20 protein-coding genes are annotated in these 17177 nt (G+C 66.9%); 11 read left to right on the forward strand and 9 right to left on the reverse strand.

Annotated elements, in window-relative coordinates; translation table 11 throughout:
- Positions 1 to 40: 40 nt before the first annotated feature.
- Positions 41 to 949 carry a DMT family transporter gene (locus HWX36_RS04590; protein ID WP_175951064.1) on the reverse strand — a complete coding sequence of 303 codons (909 nt, stop codon included), beginning with the start codon at positions 947 to 949 and terminating at the stop codon, positions 41 to 43.
- 54 nt (positions 950 to 1003) lie between these two features.
- On the reverse strand, positions 1004 to 1696 hold the full coding sequence (locus tag HWX36_RS04595; protein ID WP_175951065.1) for a VOC family protein: 693 nt from the start codon (positions 1694 to 1696) through the stop codon (positions 1004 to 1006).
- A gap of 217 nt (positions 1697 to 1913) precedes the next feature.
- On the opposite strand from HWX36_RS04595, the gene HWX36_RS04600 reads away from it, so the two are divergent.
- The 4 genes from HWX36_RS04600 (at position 1914) to HWX36_RS04615 (ending at position 6513) form a co-directional block, all read left to right on the forward strand.
- Positions 1914 to 3374: a PLP-dependent aminotransferase family protein gene (locus HWX36_RS04600; RefSeq protein ID WP_175951066.1), complete on the forward strand. Its 1461-nt coding sequence runs from the start codon at positions 1914 to 1916 to the stop codon at positions 3372 to 3374.
- 159 nt (positions 3375 to 3533) lie between these two features.
- On the forward strand, positions 3534 to 5432 hold the full coding sequence (gene htpG / locus HWX36_RS04605) for a molecular chaperone HtpG (protein ID WP_175951067.1): 1899 nt from the start codon (positions 3534 to 3536) through the stop codon (positions 5430 to 5432).
- Between the two features lie 8 nt (positions 5433 to 5440).
- Positions 5441 to 6037, forward strand: a complete 597-nt coding sequence (locus HWX36_RS04610; protein WP_175951174.1) for a chorismate lyase — start codon at positions 5441 to 5443, stop codon at positions 6035 to 6037.
- Positions 6037 to 6513 carry a DNA-deoxyinosine glycosylase gene (locus HWX36_RS04615; RefSeq protein WP_175951068.1) on the forward strand — a complete coding sequence of 159 codons (477 nt, stop codon included), beginning with the start codon at positions 6037 to 6039 and terminating at the stop codon, positions 6511 to 6513. The genes HWX36_RS04610 and HWX36_RS04615 overlap by 1 nt, the downstream gene beginning before the upstream one ends.
- A 19-nt stretch (positions 6514 to 6532) precedes the next feature.
- On the opposite strand, the gene HWX36_RS04620 is transcribed toward HWX36_RS04615, so the two are convergent.
- Entirely contained in the window at positions 6533 to 6787 is a 255-nt protein-coding gene (locus HWX36_RS04620; protein ID WP_175951069.1) for a hypothetical protein, read from the reverse strand.
- Between the two features lie 221 nt (positions 6788 to 7008).
- Here HWX36_RS04620 and HWX36_RS04625 point away from each other — a divergent pair, with 221 nt between their 5' ends.
- The 5 genes from HWX36_RS04625 to HWX36_RS04645 all read left to right on the forward strand — a co-directional run bounded on the left by HWX36_RS04625 (position 7009) and on the right by HWX36_RS04645 (position 10436).
- Positions 7009 to 7926 carry a spermidine synthase gene (locus tag HWX36_RS04625; RefSeq protein WP_175951070.1) on the forward strand — a complete coding sequence of 306 codons (918 nt, stop codon included), beginning with the start codon at positions 7009 to 7011 and terminating at the stop codon, positions 7924 to 7926.
- 198 nt (positions 7927 to 8124) lie between these two features.
- The gene (locus HWX36_RS04630) at positions 8125 to 8367 is read left to right on the forward strand and encodes a DUF3311 domain-containing protein (protein ID WP_011352801.1); all 243 of its coding nucleotides are present in this window, start codon (positions 8125 to 8127) and stop codon (positions 8365 to 8367) included.
- Positions 8364 to 9914: a sodium:solute symporter family protein gene (locus HWX36_RS04635; protein ID WP_175951071.1), complete on the forward strand. Its 1551-nt coding sequence runs from the start codon at positions 8364 to 8366 to the stop codon at positions 9912 to 9914. Before HWX36_RS04630 ends, HWX36_RS04635 begins: the two co-directional genes overlap by 4 nt.
- 63 nt (positions 9915 to 9977) lie before the next feature.
- A complete protein-coding gene (locus HWX36_RS04640) occupies positions 9978 to 10205 on the forward strand; it encodes a hypothetical protein (protein ID WP_175951072.1) in 228 nt (75 codons plus the stop codon).
- Positions 10206 to 10256: 51 nt separating this feature from the next.
- Positions 10257 to 10436, forward strand: coding sequence for a hypothetical protein (locus HWX36_RS04645; protein ID WP_175951073.1), 180 nt, complete (start codon positions 10257 to 10259; stop codon positions 10434 to 10436).
- A gap of 55 nt (positions 10437 to 10491) precedes the next feature.
- Here the strand turns inward: HWX36_RS04645 and HWX36_RS04650 are convergent, their stop codons facing one another.
- The 5 genes from HWX36_RS04650 to HWX36_RS04670 form a co-directional block, all read right to left on the reverse strand.
- On the reverse strand, positions 10492 to 10947 hold the full coding sequence (locus HWX36_RS04650; protein WP_175951074.1) for a VOC family protein: 456 nt from the start codon (positions 10945 to 10947) through the stop codon (positions 10492 to 10494).
- Positions 10948 to 11190: 243 nt separating this feature from the next.
- Positions 11191 to 12144, reverse strand: a complete 954-nt coding sequence (gene tal / locus HWX36_RS04655; RefSeq protein WP_175951075.1) for a transaldolase — start codon at positions 12142 to 12144, stop codon at positions 11191 to 11193.
- 168 nt (positions 12145 to 12312) lie between these two features.
- Positions 12313 to 13524, reverse strand: a complete 1212-nt coding sequence (locus tag HWX36_RS04660) for a benzoate/H(+) symporter BenE family transporter (protein WP_175951076.1) — start codon at positions 13522 to 13524, stop codon at positions 12313 to 12315.
- A gap of 55 nt (positions 13525 to 13579) precedes the next feature.
- Positions 13580 to 14755 (reverse strand): VWA domain-containing protein, encoded by a 1176-nt coding sequence (locus HWX36_RS04665; RefSeq protein ID WP_175951077.1) that lies wholly within the window; start codon positions 14753 to 14755, stop codon positions 13580 to 13582.
- 27 nt (positions 14756 to 14782) lie between these two features.
- A complete protein-coding gene (locus tag HWX36_RS04670; RefSeq protein WP_011352794.1) occupies positions 14783 to 15625 on the reverse strand; it encodes a MoxR family ATPase in 843 nt (280 codons plus the stop codon).
- Between the two features lie 246 nt (positions 15626 to 15871).
- Here HWX36_RS04670 and HWX36_RS04675 point away from each other — a divergent pair, with 246 nt between their 5' ends.
- Entirely contained in the window at positions 15872 to 16231 is a 360-nt protein-coding gene (locus tag HWX36_RS04675) for a cytochrome c (protein ID WP_175951078.1), read from the forward strand.
- Positions 16232 to 16268: 37 nt separating this feature from the next.
- Entirely contained in the window at positions 16269 to 16628 is a 360-nt protein-coding gene (locus tag HWX36_RS04680) for a cytochrome c (RefSeq protein ID WP_175951079.1), read from the forward strand.
- Between the two features lie 99 nt (positions 16629 to 16727).
- On the opposite strand, the gene HWX36_RS04685 is transcribed toward HWX36_RS04680, so the two are convergent.
- A complete protein-coding gene (locus HWX36_RS04685) occupies positions 16728 to 17162 on the reverse strand; it encodes a DUF1841 family protein (protein WP_089495376.1) in 435 nt (144 codons plus the stop codon).
- Between the last annotated feature and the right edge of the window lie 15 nt (positions 17163 to 17177).

Below are 17177 nucleotides of genomic sequence, written 5' to 3' on the forward strand. Positions count from 1 at the left end.
GCAAACCGATCAGGCAAAACGTCCATTATGGCGCAGCTGTTCAGCCGGCGCGAGCCGGTTGCGGCGCGGCGGCGACCGCCGAGCGGCGCCCGAGCACCACCGTGGCGATCACCGCGGCTGCGAACAGCCACGTCGACGGCGTCACCGTTTCGCCGAACAGCAGCGCGGAAAAGGCGATCGTGAAGAAAATCTGCAGTAGTTGCACCTGGCCGACGCGCGCGATGCCGCCCATCGCGAGCCCCGCATACCACGCGAAAAAGCCGATGAATTGCGAAAAGAGGGTCACGTAGCCGAATGCGAGCCACGTGCGCAGCGCGAGCGGGCCCGGATGCGCGGCATGCTGCATCCACGCGAGCCAGCCGACCGGCAGCACGAGGAACGGCGCGGACACGACGAGCGCCCAGCAGATCACCTGCCAGCCGCCGATCTGGCGCGCGAGGCGCGCGCCTTCCGCATAGCCGAGCGCGCCGATGCCGACCGCGACGAGCATCAGCGCGTCGCCGGCCTGCACGGTGCCGCCGCCGTCGCGCAGCGCGAACGCGATCACGAGCGCGCTGCCGGCCACCGCGCTGACCCAGAACGCCTTCGACGGCCGCTCGTGCGACAGCCAGGCCGCGTACAGCGCGACGAACAGCGGCTGCAGGCCGTTGACCACCGCGCCGTGCGAGGCCGGAACCGTTTTCATCGCCCACGCGGAGAACACCGGGTACGCGATGATCACGCCCGCCGACGTGATCGCGAGGCTTTTCAGCTGCGCGCGGGTCGGCAGCGGCTCGCGGCGCCACCACAGCAGCAGGCCGGCCGGCACCGCGGCGGCGAGCGCGCGGCCGAGCCCGTTGAGCAGCGGATGGAGTTCGGAGACGACGATGCGCGTCATCGGCAGCGTCAGGCTGAAGATCATCACGCCGATGAGGCCGAGCAGCATGCCCCGGGTTTCGCGCGAATTCATGTCGTGGGTGTCTCCGTGTTGCCAGTATCAGGTGTAGTCGGGGGCGGCGGGCGCTCAGCGCAGCGTGCGCGCGCCCCGCGGCGTGTCGAATTCGGCGACCAGCGCGGGCGGGCCGTCGGCGGCTTCGAGGTCGAGCAGGTGGGCGGCGCCGAGCCAGTCGAGCTGCTCGCGGATCGCGTCCGCATGCGGGTGGGTGCCCTTGAGCGCCGTCAGCGCGACGCCGTCTCCCGGCAGCGATTCGGCCGGGTGGCGCGCGCTGTCCCACTGGATCAGCGACGGCAGGAGGCCGTCGCCTACGCCTTGCCACGCGGGGAACGTGCCGTCGTCGGGCACCGTGAGGCCCCAGCTCAGGTCGCCGCGCCGCATCGCGACGACCGGCGGGATGCGCGCCGGATACTGGCGCTGCCACAGCGCGAGCTGGCGCGGACGGTCGACGCGCGCGACCCAGTGCGCGAGAAACGGGCCTTGCGCGAGCCGCGCGTGCATGGCCGGGTCGTCGAGCCCGAACAGCCGCGCGCGCGGCGGCTCGGCGCTGTCGTTTGGCGCCGGTGCGTCGGGATCGATCGCGATCACTTCGAGGTAGAGCCCGCCCCACGCGCCGAACAGCGCATTGTGGGTCCGCATCAACGGGTGGCGGCCGCCGCCGGCCGGTTCGATGCCGAGCGCGTCGGCGACATGGCGTACGCCTTCGTCGAGCGTGCGCGCGGCGATCACGAGATGGTCGAGTGTCAGGGAGCGGGCTGGCATGAACGTCGGTCGGGATGCGAAAGTGTCATGGTGGGCAGGCGATGCGCCGGGCGGTGGCCGGACCGGCCGCAATGCAGGCCGGTGGGCGCGGCGCCAGGTGCGGCGGGCCGAAACGGTGGCCGCACCGTCGCCATTCCGGTCAACTGTAATCGTCGCTACCGGCACAGTAACGGTACAATCGGTGCGATAGCCTTCGGTACAGTTGGAGCTGCCGCCCATGTCCACCGTCCCACTCGCCCAGATTCCCGTGCCGCACGACACCGCCACGCTCACGCTCGTCGACCAGCTTGTCCAGTGGGCGCGGCGGCGCATCGACGAACGCGTGTTCCGGCCCGGCATGCGGATGCCGTCGATCCGCAAGCTCGCGCTCGACAAAAGCGTGTCGCGCTTCACCGTCGTCGAGGCGTACGAGCGCCTCGTCGCGCAGGGCTACCTCGACTCGCGGCGCGGCTCGGGCTTCTACGTGCGCGAGCGCACGGCCGCCGGCCCGCAACTGGCCGACAGCGTCGCGCGCGTGGCCGAGGCCGCGCCGGTGCACAACACGATCGACGTCGTCTGGCTGCTGCGCAACATGCTGCACACCGTCAGCCCGGAAAAGGGGCCGGGTCTCGGCTATTTGCCGGGCCGCTGGCTCGACGGCGAGCTGATCACCGGCGCGCTGCGGGCGCTGGGGCGCCAGTCCGGCGCGCAGATGCTCGGTTTCGGCACCGCGCAGGGCTTCCTGCCGCTGCGCCAGCAACTGCAGACGCGCCTCGCCGAAGTGGAGATCGGCGCGAAGCCCGAACAGATCGTGCTGGTGTCGGGGATCACGCAGGCGATCGACCTGATCTCGCGGATCTATGTGAAGCCAGGCGATGCGGTGATCGTTGGCGATCCTGCGTGGTTCCAGATGTTCGGCCGCTTCGCGGCGCAGGGCGCGCAACTCGTCGGGATGCCGTACACGCCGGACGGCCCCGATCTCGACGCGCTCGAGACGCTCGTGCAGATGTGGCGGCCGAAGATGCTCGTGATCAACTCGGTGCTGCAGAACCCGACCGGCACGTCGCTGTCGGCCGCGCAGGCGTTCCGGATCCTGAAGCTCGCGGAGGCGTACGACTTCCTCGTCGTCGAGGACGACGTGTACGGCGACCTGTGCCCGCCGAGCTATCCGGCCACGCGCCTCGCGAGCCTCGACCAGCTCAAGCGCGTGATCTACCTCGGCAGCTATTCGAAGACGCTCGCGGCGAACCTGCGGGTCGGCTACGTCGCGTGCGCACCGGAGATCGCGAAGGCGATCACCGACCAGAAGATGCTGGTCGGGATGACGACGCCCGAGCTCAACGAGCGCGTGCTGTACAAGATCCTGACCGAAGGGCATTACCGGCGCCATGTCGAGCGGCTGCGCGCGCGGCTCGACGGCGTGCGCGACAAGACCGCGCGGATGCTGGAGCGCACCGGGCTGGGGCTCTTCACGATGCCGGCGGCCGGGATGTTCCTGTGGGCCGACACGGGCGTCGATTCGGACGCGCTCGCGGCCGCCGCGCACGAAGCGGGGTTCCTGCTGACGCCCGGCAGCCTGTTTTCGCCGCAGCAGTCGTCGTCGACGTGGACGCGCTTCAACGTCGCGAACTGCGGCGATCCGGCGTTGCCGGGGTTTCTCGCGCGCTATATCGACTCGGCCGTGCGGCGCGCGTCGTGACGCGGCGCCGCACGCCGGCCCTTGAAATCGCACGCGCCACCCCCAGATAGGCGCGCGAACCGCCGGCGCCGGGCGGTCGCCCGTTCGCGGGCCTCGCGGCATCGCGCGCCGGCCGCCTGCGCCACACCATCCAAGTTCAAGTAAGAGGAAACAGCATCCATGGCACATGAAACGATGAGCTTTCAGGCAGAGGTCAAGCAACTCCTCCACCTGATGATCCATTCGCTCTACAGCAACAAGGAAATCTTCCTGCGCGAACTGGTGTCGAACGCGTCCGACGCGGCCGACAAGCTGCGTTTCGAGGGGCTCGCGGACAACGCGCTGTACGAGAACGATCCGAACCTGCGCATCCGCATCGGCTACGACAAGGCCGCGCGCACGATCACGATCGACGACAACGGCATCGGCATGAGCCGCGACGAGGCGATCGCGAACCTCGGCACGATCGCGCGCTCGGGCACCAAGGAATTCTTCACGAAGCTGTCCGGCGACCAGCAGAAGGATGCGGCGCTGATCGGCCAGTTCGGCGTCGGTTTCTACTCGGGCTTCATCGTTGCCGACAAGATCACCGTCGAGACGCGCCGCGCGGGCCTGCCGGCGAACGAAGCCGTGCGCTGGGAGAGCGCGGGCGAGGGCGATTTCACGATCGACGCGATCGAGCGCGCGCAGCGCGGCACGACGATCACGCTGCACCTGCGCGAAGGCGAGGACGAACTGCTGTCGTCGCATCGCCTGAAGTCGATCATCCAGAAGTATTCCGACCACATCGCGCTGCCGATCCTGATGCAGAAGGAAGAATGGGATCAGGAAAAGGGCGAGATGGTCCTGAAGGACGAGGACGAGACCGTCAACCAGGCGAGCGCGCTGTGGACGCGTTCGAAGGGCGACGTCACCGACGAGCAGTACACGCAGTTCTACCAGCACATCGCGCACGACCACCAGGATCCGCTCACGTGGACGCATAACCGCGTCGAGGGCCGCAGCGAGTACACGCAACTGCTGTTCGTGCCGTCGCATGCGCCGTTCGACCTGTGGAACCGCGACTATCGCGGCGGCCTGAAGCTGTACGTGAAGCGGGTGTTCATCATGGACGACGCCGAGCAGCTGCTGCCGCAATACCTGCGCTTCGTGAAGGGCGTCGTCGATTCGGCCGACCTGCCGCTGAACGTGTCGCGCGAGATCCTGCAGGAAAGCCGCGACGTGAAGGCGATCCGCGAAGGCGTGACGAAGCGCGCGCTGTCGATGCTCGAAGAGCTCGCGAACGCGGAAGAGGATGCCGGCAAGGAGAAGTACAAGACGTTCTGGGGCGCATTCGGCCAGGTGCTGAAGGAAGGCCTCGGCGAAGATCACGCGAACCGCGAGCGCATCGCGAAGCTGCTGCGCTTCGCGTCCACGCACGGCGATACCGACGCGCAGGACGTGTCGCTTGCCGATTACGTGTCGCGCATGAAGCCCGAGCAGAGCAAGATTTACTACGTGACGGCCGATACGTGGCAAGCGGCGAAGAACAGCCCGCATCTCGAAGTGTTCCGCAAGAAGGGTGTCGAGGTGCTGCTGCTGACCGATCGCGTCGACGAATGGATGCTGTCGTTCCTGCATGAATTCGACGGCAAGCCGCTCGCAAGCGTCGCGCGCGGCGACCTCGATCTCGGCGAGCTGAACGACGAAGAGAAGAAGGCGCAGGAACAGGCCGGCGAGGCGATCAAGCCCGTCGTCGAGAAGATGAAGGAAGCGCTCGGCGACAAGGTGAAGGAAGTGCGCGTCACGTTCCGCCTGACCGATTCGCCGTCGTGCCTCGTCGCGGACGACAACGACATGAGCGGCTACCTGCAGCGGATGCTGAAGGCGGCCGGCCAGAACGCGCCGGCGATGCAGCCGATCCTCGAGATCAATCCTGAGCACGCGCTCGTGAAGCAGTTGAACGCCGACAGCGCCGATTTCGGCGACTGGTGCCATCTGCTGTTCGATCAGGCGCTGCTGGCCGAAGGCGGCATGCTCGACGATCCGGCGAACTTCGTGAAGCGGACCAACGCGCTGCTGCTGTCGCGCGCCGCGTGAAGACGCGCCTGCGATTCGACGGCGGCCAGGCCGGCTGGCGCGAGACGCCGCGGCCTGGCTGCACGCTCGACCAGCGCGACTGGCTGACGCGCGGCGGATCGCTGACCGCGCACCTCGCGCGGCTCGGCCGCGTGAACGTGCGCGTGACGCGCGAGGCCGTCGACTGTCCGTGGTTCGACGAGCCGGACGCGGTCGCCTGTGCGCCGCGCGCGCCGATGTGGGTGCGCGAGGTGATCCTCTCGGTCGACGGCTCGCCGTTCGTCGCCGCGCACAGCATCGCGCCGCTTTCCGCCAGCAAGGGTGTGTGGCAGGCCATGCGGCGGCTGCGCACGCGGCCGCTCGCGGAACTGCTGTACAGCGATCCGCAGGTCGAGCGTTCGGCGCTCGTCAGCCGGCGCGTGATCGCCGGCCATCCGTTGTATGCGCTGGCGACCCATGCGCTTGGCGGTGCGCGAGCGCCGCATTCGTTCGCCGCACGGCGCTCGGTATTCCAGCGTCACGGCAAGCCGTTGATGGTCACCGAGTGCATGCTGCCCGCGCTGTGGCGCCATCTCGATGCGCACGGCGACGGGCCGCGCTCGGGCGGGCCGGGCGGAGGCGCGTAATGTTGCGGGGTTTCCCGCCGGTCGTCACGGCGAATACGCACACGATGATCCTCGGCAGCTTTCCGGGCGAGGCGTCGCTGGATGCCGCGCAGTACTACGCGCATCCGCGCAACCAGTTCTGGCGGCTGCTCGGCACGGTGCTCGGCGAGCACGGGCTGCACGAGCTCGCGTACGACGCGCGGCTCGAGCGCGTGCTGTCGCACGGGATCGGTATCTGGGACGTACTGGCCGCGTGCCATCGCGAGGGCAGCCTCGATTCGGCGATCCGCCACGCGAAGCCGAACGATTTCGATGCGTTGAGAGCTCACGCGCCGCTGCTGAAGAAGGTCTGCTTCAACGGCAAGACGGCGGGGCGGTTTGCAGAGGTGATCGGCGCGGCGGGGTACGACACGCTCGTGCTGCCGTCGTCGAGCCCGGCGAATGCGATGCTGACGTTTGAGCAGAAGCTGGTGCAGTGGCGCGGGATTCGCGCCTGACGCATTGGCGGATCGTCGCTTATTCGTCCTTGCCCCAGCGCCATTTCGGCTTGTCGCCTTTCAGCCAGCACACGACCGTGAGCGCAGCCACCAGCGCCACGATGCATGCCGCGAACGCCAGCGGTGACCGGGCGGGCGAGACGTGCGTCGCAACCGCGATGAGCCCGAGCACAAAGAGCAGCAGGACGACCCAGCCTTGCCACGCGACCGGCAACCCCCATCCCCAGCCGTAGCGTTTCGCCGGGAACCAGATCTTCTTGTTGGTCGACTCCATGGAACCTCCTCGACGCCAGGCGGACACCCGATCGCATTGTGCGCCGATTCCGATCCAGGCACGGCGCGCCGGCGGCTACATCCAGGTCCCTTCGTGCGAATGGTGACGAATCCGACGGCAATGGCGCCGGCGTGGCGAAGGCGCGCCGGTCCAGCGGCGGGATCCCCGCCAATGCTATCCTCTCGTCCGCTAAAACCAGCTTCACCCAGCGAGATTCACACATGACCCGACTGATCAAGCGCGCGTCCGCCGAGGCGCGCGCGTCCAAGCGCAGCAAGCCGTCCGCCTACAACGGCTCCGAGAAACTCCAGCCGCCGCGCGTGAAGCGCCGCCCGGACATCGACGAACACGACGACGTGCCCGTGCTCGAAACCCCGCGCAAGCCGCGCTTCGCGCCCGTTACGTTCTCCGAAGAGGGCGGCGTGCGCTTCCTGCACTTCGGCACCGAATGGGTGCAGGGCGCGATGCGGATCTCGAAGCCGCTGCATATCGAGCTCGAGTACGCACAGCAGATGATGGCGTGGCTGCTGTTCCTCGAAACGCCCGGGCGGATCGTTCAGCTCGGGCTCGGCACCGGCGCGCTGACCAAGTTCTCGCATCGCTTCCTGCCGCACGCGAAGGTCGAGGCCGTCGAGCTGAACCCGGCCGTGATCGTCGCCGCGCGCACGATGTTCGCGCTGCCGCCCGACGATGCACGTCTCGCCGTGCACGAAGCCGACGCTTGGGATTTCGTCAACGATGCGGCCAACCGCGGCACGACGGGCGCGATCCAGATCGACCTGTACGATGCAACCGCGCGCGGCCCCGTGCTCGACAGCGTCGCGTTCTACCGCGCGGTGCGCGGTTGTCTCGCCGACGCGGGCATCGCGACGATCAACCTGTTCGGCGATCATCCGAGCTTCGTGCGCAACATGAAGCACCTGAACGCGGCGTTCGATCATCGCGTGATCGTGCTGCCGGAAGTGCATGACGGCAACCGGATCGCGATCGCGTTCTCGGGCCCCGCGCTCGACGTGTCGTTCGCGCAGCTCGACGAACGGGCGAAGCTGATCGAGGACACGCTGAAGCTGCCCGCCCGCAAGTGGGTGAAAGCTTTGAAAGAAACGACCGGCGCACGCGACACCTCGTTCGCGATCTGACGCTTCGTGCGCCGGCGGCATGCCGGTGCAACCTCGCGACAAGGGGCGGATCACCTCGGGTTCGCCCCCGCTTGACCGCGTGCTGGCGGCTCCTATACTGGCGCGAAGCCAGGGGAGCCGCAGCCTACCCGTTTTGCGCTCCTCTCGGCGCCGTACCCGCTCAACAAGATCGATAACCGGGATAGAAGAGGAGACGTCATGGCTCACGATGCCGACGCCAACCGGGCCGCCAAGCGCTGGCTCTGGCTGCTGGTGCTGCCGCTGATCGCGATGGTCTGGGTACCGTCGTACAGCAAGATCGAACCGCAATGGTTGGGTTTTCCGTTTTTCTACTGGTACCAGCTGCTTTGGGTCTTCATCAGCGCGGTGATCACCGCGTTCGTGTACTTCAAGACCAAGAACGCGTGGAAGGCGAGCGGCCCGCAGGGAGGCGCGCGATGAATCTCGGTGCAACCTTCGTCTTCGTCCTGCTGTTCATCGGCGTCACGATCATCGGTTTCCTGGCCGCGAACTGGCGCCGCGGCGATCTCGCCCATCTCGACGAATGGGGCCTCGGCGGCCGCCGCTTCGGCACGATCGTCACGTGGTTCCTGCTCGGCGGCGACCTCTATACGGCCTACACGTTCGTCGCGGTGCCCGCGCTCGTATTCGGCGCCGGCGCGATGGGCTTCTTCGCGCTGCCGTACACGATCCTGATCTATCCGTTCGCGTTCGTCGTGTTCCCGAAGCTGTGGAGCATTGCGAAGCGGCACGGCTACGTGACGGCCGCCGACTTCGTCAACGCGCGCTACGGCAGCCGGATGCTCGCGCTCGCGATCGCGGTGACGGGCATCGTCGCGACGATGCCGTATATCGCGCTGCAACTCGTCGGCATCGAAGTGGTGATCGGCGCGCTCGGCTTCGATACGACCGGTTTCGTCGGCGATCTGCCGCTGATCATCGCGTTCGCGATCCTCGCCGCGTACACGTACACGTCGGGCCTGCGCGCGCCCGCGATGATCGCGATCGTCAAGGATGTCCTGATCTACATCACGATCGCCGCGGCGGTCATCGTGATCCCGGCGAAGCTCGGCGGCTTCGGGCACATCTTCGCGAGCGTGCCGCCCGCGAAGCTGCTGCTGAAGGCGCCCGACGCGACGAGCCTGAACGGCTACAGTGCGTACGCGACGCTTGCGATCGGCTCGGCGCTTGCGCTGTTCCTGTATCCGCATTCGGTGACGGCGATTCTGTCGTCGTCGTCCGGCAACTCGATCCGCCGCAACATGGCGATGCTGCCGGCGTATTCGTTCGTGCTCGGACTGCTCGCGCTGCTCGGCTACATGGCGCTCGCATCGGGCGTGAAGGACATGCCGCAGTACGCGCCGTACTTCAAGGCGTTCGGGCCGAACTTCGCGGTGCCCGCGTTGTTCCTCCAGTATTTCCCGTCGTGGTTCGTCGGCGTCGCGTTCGCGGCGATCGGTATCGGCGCGCTGGTGCCGGCCGCGATCATGTCGATCGCGGCCGCGAACCTGTACACGCGCAACATTCACCGCGAGTTCGTGAACCGCAACATGTCGCACGAGCAGGAAACGCACGTCGCGAAGCTCGTGTCGCTGATCGTGAAGGTCGGCGCCGTCGCGTTCATTCTCGGGCTGCCCCTGACCTATGCGATCCAGTTGCAGCTGCTCGGCGGGATCTGGATCATCCAGACGCTGCCCGCGATCGTGCTCGGCCTGTACACCCGCGTGCTCGACCATCGCGGCCTGCTGGCCGGTTGGGCGGCCGGCATCGTGTGCGGCACGTGGATGGCGATCTCGCTGAAGCTGGCCGGATCGATCTTCACGATCCACCTGTTCGGTCTCGCGATTCCCGGCTATGCCGCCGTGTGGTCGCTGATCGTGAACCTGGTGGTGGCCGTGGTGGTGAGCGTGCTGGTGCGCGTGATGGGTATGGCGCATGCGGAGGATCGCACGCGGCCGGAGGACTATCTCGACGTCGTCGAGGGCTGATTCCCCGGAGCTTCTGTCGCAGTTTCGACACGACGCCCGCGATGCAAATCGCGGGCGTTTTGCATGGTGCCCCGCGAACGCCGCGTGTGGCCGTGTGTTCGTTTCGCGGCCGACGATGCATCCGGCGCGTCCGAAGCGTCAAAGGATGGCGCCGCATCGCGCGTCGTGATCGGCAATCGCAAGTACGACGAAGTGTGGGCGGCGGTCGCCCAGTTCCATGCGGCCCACAAGCTCGCGGCGCGCGTCAGTGATCGCGACGCCCGGCTCGTAGCTGCCGCGTATGCCGATTAGCCGAACGCGGGCAACTTCCTGGATTGTTCCGAACTGAAGCAGACGTCGAACGTGACGCACACGCGGAAGGTCGTCACGCGCCTCGACGAAGCGACGCAGGGCGTGACCGTGTCGATCGACGTCGCGGGCATGGCCGGCGTGGTGGCGGCCGGCAAGCAGAAGGGCGCGAGCGTCGCGTGCCGCTCGAGCGACACGCTCGAGCAGGCGCTGGCGGAGGTGCTGCGCAAGTAACGGTCCCGCCCGGATCGCCGCGGCTGCGCGGCGGTCCGGGCGGCTGACGCGTGCGTTACTGGCCCGCGCGTTGCGCGAGGTCCTCGCGCTGAGACAGGTCCTCGACGTTGACCATCCAGTGCACGCCGAAACGATCCTTCGCCATCCCGAAGCCGAGCGCCCAGAACGTCTTGCCGAACGGCATCGTCACTTCGCCGCCGTCGGCGAGCGCATTGAACAGCTTCTGGCCTTCCTCGACCGTCGCCGGGTTCAGCGACAGCGAATAGCCGGCATGCGTGCCGCCGCCGGGCTGATTGCAATCGCCGTCCGAGCACATGATCATCGAGTCGCCGATCGTGAAGCTCGCGTGCATCACCTTGTCGGCCATCTCCGGCTTCATCGGGTAGTCGGGATTCGGCGGCGCGTCCTTGAAGTGCATCTTGAACATCGTCTTCGCACCGAGCGCCTTTTCGTAGAACTGAAGGGCTTCGTCGGCGCGACCGTAGAACGTCAGGTACGGTTGAACTTGCATCGTTGTCTCCTGTAGCGGGGAGCCGGCCTGCACAGCTGCGCGGGTCCGGCGTCGTGCAAGACTGACTGGGAAAGGGCGCCTCGGGAGGCGGCCGACGCACCCGTGACGTGGATTGTAGTGCGCGGGCTTGACGATGGAATGAAAAATAAAAACGGCCGCGAACATGACGTTCGCGGCCGTATGCGGCGCGCGTGCCGACGGCTGTCGCCAGTGTTGCTGACAGCCGCTGACGCGTGTCGCGGCTCAGCGCAGCGAGTCGATCAGCTTCTCGAGCTTCACCGCATCGGCGGCGAATACGCGGATGCCTTCGGCGAGCTTCTCGGTCGCCATCGCGTCGTCGTTCAGCTGGAAGCGGAACGCGGCCTCGTCGATCGCGACGCGCGCGGCGGGCTTATCCTGCAGCGCTTCCGGCGACAGCTTGCGCGTGACGGTCTCGTTGCTGTCCTGCAGCTTCTGCAGCAAATCGGGACTGATCGTCAGCAGGTCGCAACCGGCGAGTTCGGTGATCTGGCTGGTCGTGCGAAAGCTCGCGCCCATCACTTCGGTCTTGTAGCCGAACGTCTTGTAGTACGTGTAGATGCGGCGTACCGACTGCACGCCCGGATCGTTCGCACCACCGTCCTTCTCTTCATTCCACTCCGCGCCGGCCTGCTTCTTGTACCAGTCGTAGATGCGGCCGACGAACGGCGAGATCAGCTGCGCGCCGGCTTCCGCGCACGCGGCGGCCTGCACGAGCGAGAAAAGCAGGGTCATGTTGCACTTGATCCCTTCCTTCTGCAGCACTTCGGCCGCGCGGATGCCTTCCCACGTCGACGCGAGCTTGATCAGGATACGCTCGCGGCCGATGCCGGCTGCTTCGTACAGCTTGATGAGCTCGCGGCCCTTGTCGATCGAGCGCTGCGTGTCGAACGACAGGCGCGCGTCGACCTCGGTCGACACGCGGCCCGGGATCAGCTTCAGGATCTCGGTGCCGAATGCGATCAGCAGGCGGTCGATGATGAAATCGGTGCTTTCGTTGCGATGATCGCGGACGGTTTTCTCGAGGATCGGCTTGTACGCATCCTTCTGGACGGCCTTCAGGATCAGCGACGGGTTCGTGGTCGCATCCCGCGGCTGGTATTGCGCAAGCTGCTGGAAATCGCCCGTGTCGGCGACGACGGTCGTGTACTGCTTCAGCTGGTCGAGTGCGGTAGTCATGGCGATTCGGAAGAAGGGCGCAACGCGCCGGGTTCTCACGGGCCGCGCGAACGCGGCGGCGAAGCGAGGCGGCGCCGGGCACCGCCTCCGATCCGCTATTCTAGGCCCGATTCGTGTCGCGCACGTTCTGGCGTGCCCGATGGCCGCAGCGGCGGGCGCCGTGCGGCGTCACGCGGGTCGGCGCGCGTTCAGGATCACCTGCGTGACGATCCCCGCGACGAGCCCCCAGAATGCCGAGCCGATCGACAGCAGCGTGAGGCCCGATGCGGTGACCATGAACGTGACGAGCGCGGCTTCGCGCTGCTTCACGTCCTGCATCGCGTTCGCGAGGCCGCTCATGATCGAGCCGAACAGCGCGAGCGCGGCGACCGATACGACGAGCGCCTTCGGCAGCGCTGCGAACAGCGCGGCGATCGTCGCGCCGAAGATCCCCGCGATCAGGTAGAACGTGCCGCACCACACGGCGGCCGTGTAGCGCTTCGCGCGATCCTCGTGCGCTTCCGGGCCCGTGCAGATCGCGGCTGTGATCGCCGCAAGGTTGACGCCGTGCGAGCCGAACGGCGCGAGCAGCAGCGACGCGAGGCCGGTGGTCGCGATCAGCGGCGACGACGGGGTCTGATAGCCGTCCGCGCGCAGCACCGCGATGCCCGGCACGTTCTGCGACGCCATCGCGACGACGAACAGCGGAATGCCGATGCTGACGATCGACGCGATCGAGAACGCGGGCATCGTGAACACGGGTTTCGCGAACGCGACGTGAAAGCCGCTGAAGTCGAGCAGGCCGAGCCCGCCGGCGACCGCGGTGCCGACGATCAGCGTCGTCGGAATCGCATAGCGCGGCGCGATCCGCTTGACGATCAGGTACGTGAAGAACATCGCGAGCACGAGCGCCGTCTGGAACTGCGCGGCGCGGAAGATCTCGATGCCGATCTCGAACAGGATGCCCGCGAGCAGCGCGGCGGCGATGCCGGCCGGAATCTTGCGCATCAGCGTGTCGAACAGGCCGCTCACGCCGACGGCCGTCAGCAGCACCGCGCAGACGACGAATGCACCGATCGCCTCGGGATAGGGCACGCCCGGCAGCGATGCGATCAGCAGCGCGGCGCCGGGCGTCGACCACGCGACGACGACGGGCGCGCGAAAGCGCAGCGACAGGCCGATCGTCGTCAGCGCCATGCCGATCGACAGCGCCCAGATCCACGACGAGATCTGCGCATCGGTGAGGTGGGCGGCGCGGCCGGCCTGGAACATCAGCACGAGCGAGCTCGTGTAGCCCGTCATCATCGCGACGAAGCCGGCGACGAGCGCCGAGACGGAAGTATCGGCGAAAAAGCGGCGGCCGCCGGCGCGGCTGGCGCTCGCGGTGGGCGAGGGGTTCATGCTATCTCCGGGGGAGGCCGCTCGGACGCGGCCTGCGAGTCTTGGGGGGCTGCGGTTACTTGCTGAGTGCGCGCATCGCGGTTTCGAGGCCCGCGAGCGTGAGCGGATACATGCAATGGCCGAGCAGGTCGCGGATCACCGCGACCGACTGCCGGTATTCCCATAGCCGCTCGGGCTCCGGGTTCAGCCATGCATGGTGGGGGAACTGGTCGGCGAGGCGGCGCAGCCACACGGCGCCGGCTTCCGGGTTGTTGTACTCGACCGAGCCGCCGGGCTGCAGCACTTCGTACGGGCTCATCGTTGCATCGCCGACGAAGATCAGCTTGTAGTCGGGCGTGAACTTGTGCAGCACGTCCCACGTCGCGGTGCGTTCCGAGTGGCGGCGGCGGTTGTTCTTCCACAGGTGGTCGTACACGCAGTTATGGAAGTAGTAGAACTCGAGGTGCTTGAATTCGGCCTTCGCGGCCGAGAACAGCTCTTCGGTGCGCTTGATGTGATCGTCCATCGAGCCGCCGACGTCGAGCAGCATCAGCACTTTCACGTTGTTGTGGCGCTCGGGCACCATCCGCAGGTCGAGCCAGCCCGCGTTCGCGGCGGTGCTGCGGATCGTGCCGGGCAGGTCGAGCTCTTCGGCGGCGCCTTCACGGGCGAAGCGGCGCAGCCGCCGCAGTGCAACCTTGATGTTGCGCGTGCCGATCTCGACGGAATCGTCGTAGTCGCGATACGCACGTGCTTCCCACACCTTTACCGCGGTGCGGTTGCCGTTCGACGGGCCGCCGATGCGTACGCCTTCCGGGTTGTAGCCGCCGTGCCCGAACGGCGACGTGCCGCCGGTGCCGATCCACTTGTTGCCGCCTTCGTGGCGCTCCTTCTGCTCGTCGAGCAGTTCCTTCAAGCGCTCCATCAGCTTGTCGAGTCCGCCCATCGCCTCGATCTGCGCCTTTTCCTCCGGCGACAGTTCGCGCTCGAGGCGCTTCTCGAGCCAGTCGAGCGGAATGTCGAATGCTTCGGACGGCAGGGCGGACACGCCGTGGAAATACGCGCCGAACGCCTGGTCGAACTTGTCGAAGTACTGCTCGTCCTTGACGAGCGTCATCCGCGCGAGGAAGTAGAACGCGTCGATCGACGGCGAGATCAGCCCGGCCTTCAGCGATTCGAGCAGCGTCAGGTATTCCTTCACCGAGACGGGCAGCTTGGCTGCGCGCAGCGCGTAGAAGAAATTGAGCAGCATGGCCGGGCCTTCGCGGGTGGGAGAGGATTACCGGTTGTGCCGGTTCATGTAGACGAGCCGTTCGAGCAGGCTCAGGTCCTGCTCGTTCTTCAGCAGCGCGCCCGCGAGCGGCGGCACGATCTGCTTCGCGTCCACGCCGCGCAACTGGTCGGCCGGGATGTTCTCGGCGAGCAGCAGCTTCAGCCAGTCGAGCAGCTCGGACGTCGACGGCTTCTTCTTCAGGCCCGACACGCCGCGCAATTCGAAGAAACTCTCAAGGGCCGCGCGCAGCAGCTCCTCGCGGATGTCCGGGAAATGGACCGCGACGATCTTCTGCATCGTCGCCGGATCGGGAAACTGGATGTAGTGGAAGAAGCAGCGCCGCAGGAATGCGTCGGGCAGCTCTTTCTCGTTGTTCGACGTGATGATGACGAGCGGGCGATGCTTCGCGCGGACCGTTTCCCGGGTTTCGTACACGTGGAATTCCATCCGGTCGAGCTCGCGCAGCAGGTCGTTCGGGAATTCGATGTCGGCCTTGTCGATCTCGTCGATCAGCAGCACGCTCGGGTGCTCGGCATCGAACGCCTGCCACAGCACGCCCTTGACGATGTAGTTCGAGATGTCCTTCACGCGCTCGTCGCCGAGCTGCGAATCGCGCAGCCGCGACACGGCGTCGTATTCGTACAGGCCCTGCTGCGCCTTCGTGGTCGACTTGATGTGCCACTGCAGCAGCGGCATGTCGAGCGCGGCGGCCACTTCCTCGGCGAGCATGGTCTTGCCGGTGCCGGGCTCGCCCTTGATCAGCAGCGGGCGTTGCAGCGTCAGCGCGGCATTGACCGCGAGCTTCAGATCGTCGGTGGCGACGTAGTGCGAGGACCCTTCGAAACGCATGGCGGCGCTCTTCTCAATCGGGGAAAAAAACCCAGTATAAGTCAGAAGGGCTGTCCGGTTGGGCCGTGCCCGCGTATCGTGGCGGGACTGCGGCGGGGCGAACCGGGGCGCCTTATGGACGCGTTCCCCGCCGACGCGGTACAATCTGGCCGTTTTTTTTGGCCTGCGTGGCGATCCGATAAGCAAAACGGCGCGGGCCGTTGCCGCTTCGGCGCCAGTTTCCCCTCAAGCTAGGTTACAAGAGCTATGAACAAATTCGTCGGCAAACACGTCGTTGTCGCAGCGCTCGTGGCGCTCGCGGGCAGCGCGCAGGCGGCCGGTGTGGTCGGCAACCCGAAGGACGGGGCGAGCAAGGTCGCCATGTGCATCGGTTGCCACGGCATCCAGGACTACCGCGCGGCGTATCCGGAGGTCTACCGGGTGCCTGTCCTCGGCGGCCAGAACCAGCAATATCTCGAGAACGCGCTGAAGGCCTACCGCAAGAAGGATCGTCACTTCCCGTCGATGAATGCGATTGCCGGTTCGCTGACGGACCAGGACATCGCGGATCTGGCGGCGTACTACGCCGCCCAGAAGGCCGACTCGAAGGACAACCCCTACAAGTAAGCGCGCCGCCGATCTCTCCGGCGGGACAGGAGCATTCATGAACAACGCATTCAAGACGGCGGCGGTTGCACTGGCGGCCGGCCTCGCGATCGGTACCGCGCACGCGGCGGACATCGCGAAGGGCAAGGAACTGGTCGAATCGCACAACTGCGCCGCCTGCCACGGCGCGCAGATGAACAAGCCGATCAACGCCGAATATCCGCGCCTCGCCGGCCAGCATGCCGACTATCTCGTGTGGGCGATGCGCCAGTACCAGATGGGCCTGACGAATCCGCTGCTCGGTCGCAACAACGCGATCATGCAGGCACAGGTGCAGAGCCTGTCGGTCAGCGACATGAAGGACATCGCGGCCTACATCGAGTCGCTGAAAGAAACCGATCTGGTGTTCAAGAAGTAAGCGCGGCAGGCCCGACGGGCCCGCGCAGCAAAAATACCCTGCCGAGGCGGGGTATTTTTTTGTCCGCGCTCCGGCGCCCGTGGGCCGGAGCCGCGGCGCTCAGTCGCGCGACGCGCGGCGCAGGATGCGCTGCAGGTACGCGTCGGTATCGGGCGGCGTGCCGGTGCGCTGGGCTTCCCAGATTGTCTCGCCGAGGCATTCCATGATCACGTGCTGCGCGTCGTGGGTCGAGTCGAGCTTGGCCGCGAGCTTGTCGTGCGCGGCACGGATACCGGGCGGCTGGTCGATCGACAACTGCTCGCTGATCGCGAGATGCATCGACAGGTGCAGGAATGGGTTCGTGCGGCCTTCCTCGGGCGTGTACTCGCGCGCGGTGGCGCCATCGGCGTCGGCGAGTTCGTCGTGGTATTCGGGGTGCTCGACGATCCAGTCGGCTGCCATCGCTTCCAGCGGCGTCAGGATCTCTCCCGCGCGCTGCTTGCGCCAGGTCTCGGTGAAAAAGCGACGCACTTCGTCGCGACTTGGATTGAACATGGTGGGGAAACGTCG

Source organism: Burkholderia sp. BCC0405, assembly GCF_902833075.1.
In the GTDB taxonomy this organism is placed as follows: Bacteria; Pseudomonadota; Gammaproteobacteria; order Burkholderiales; family Burkholderiaceae; genus Burkholderia.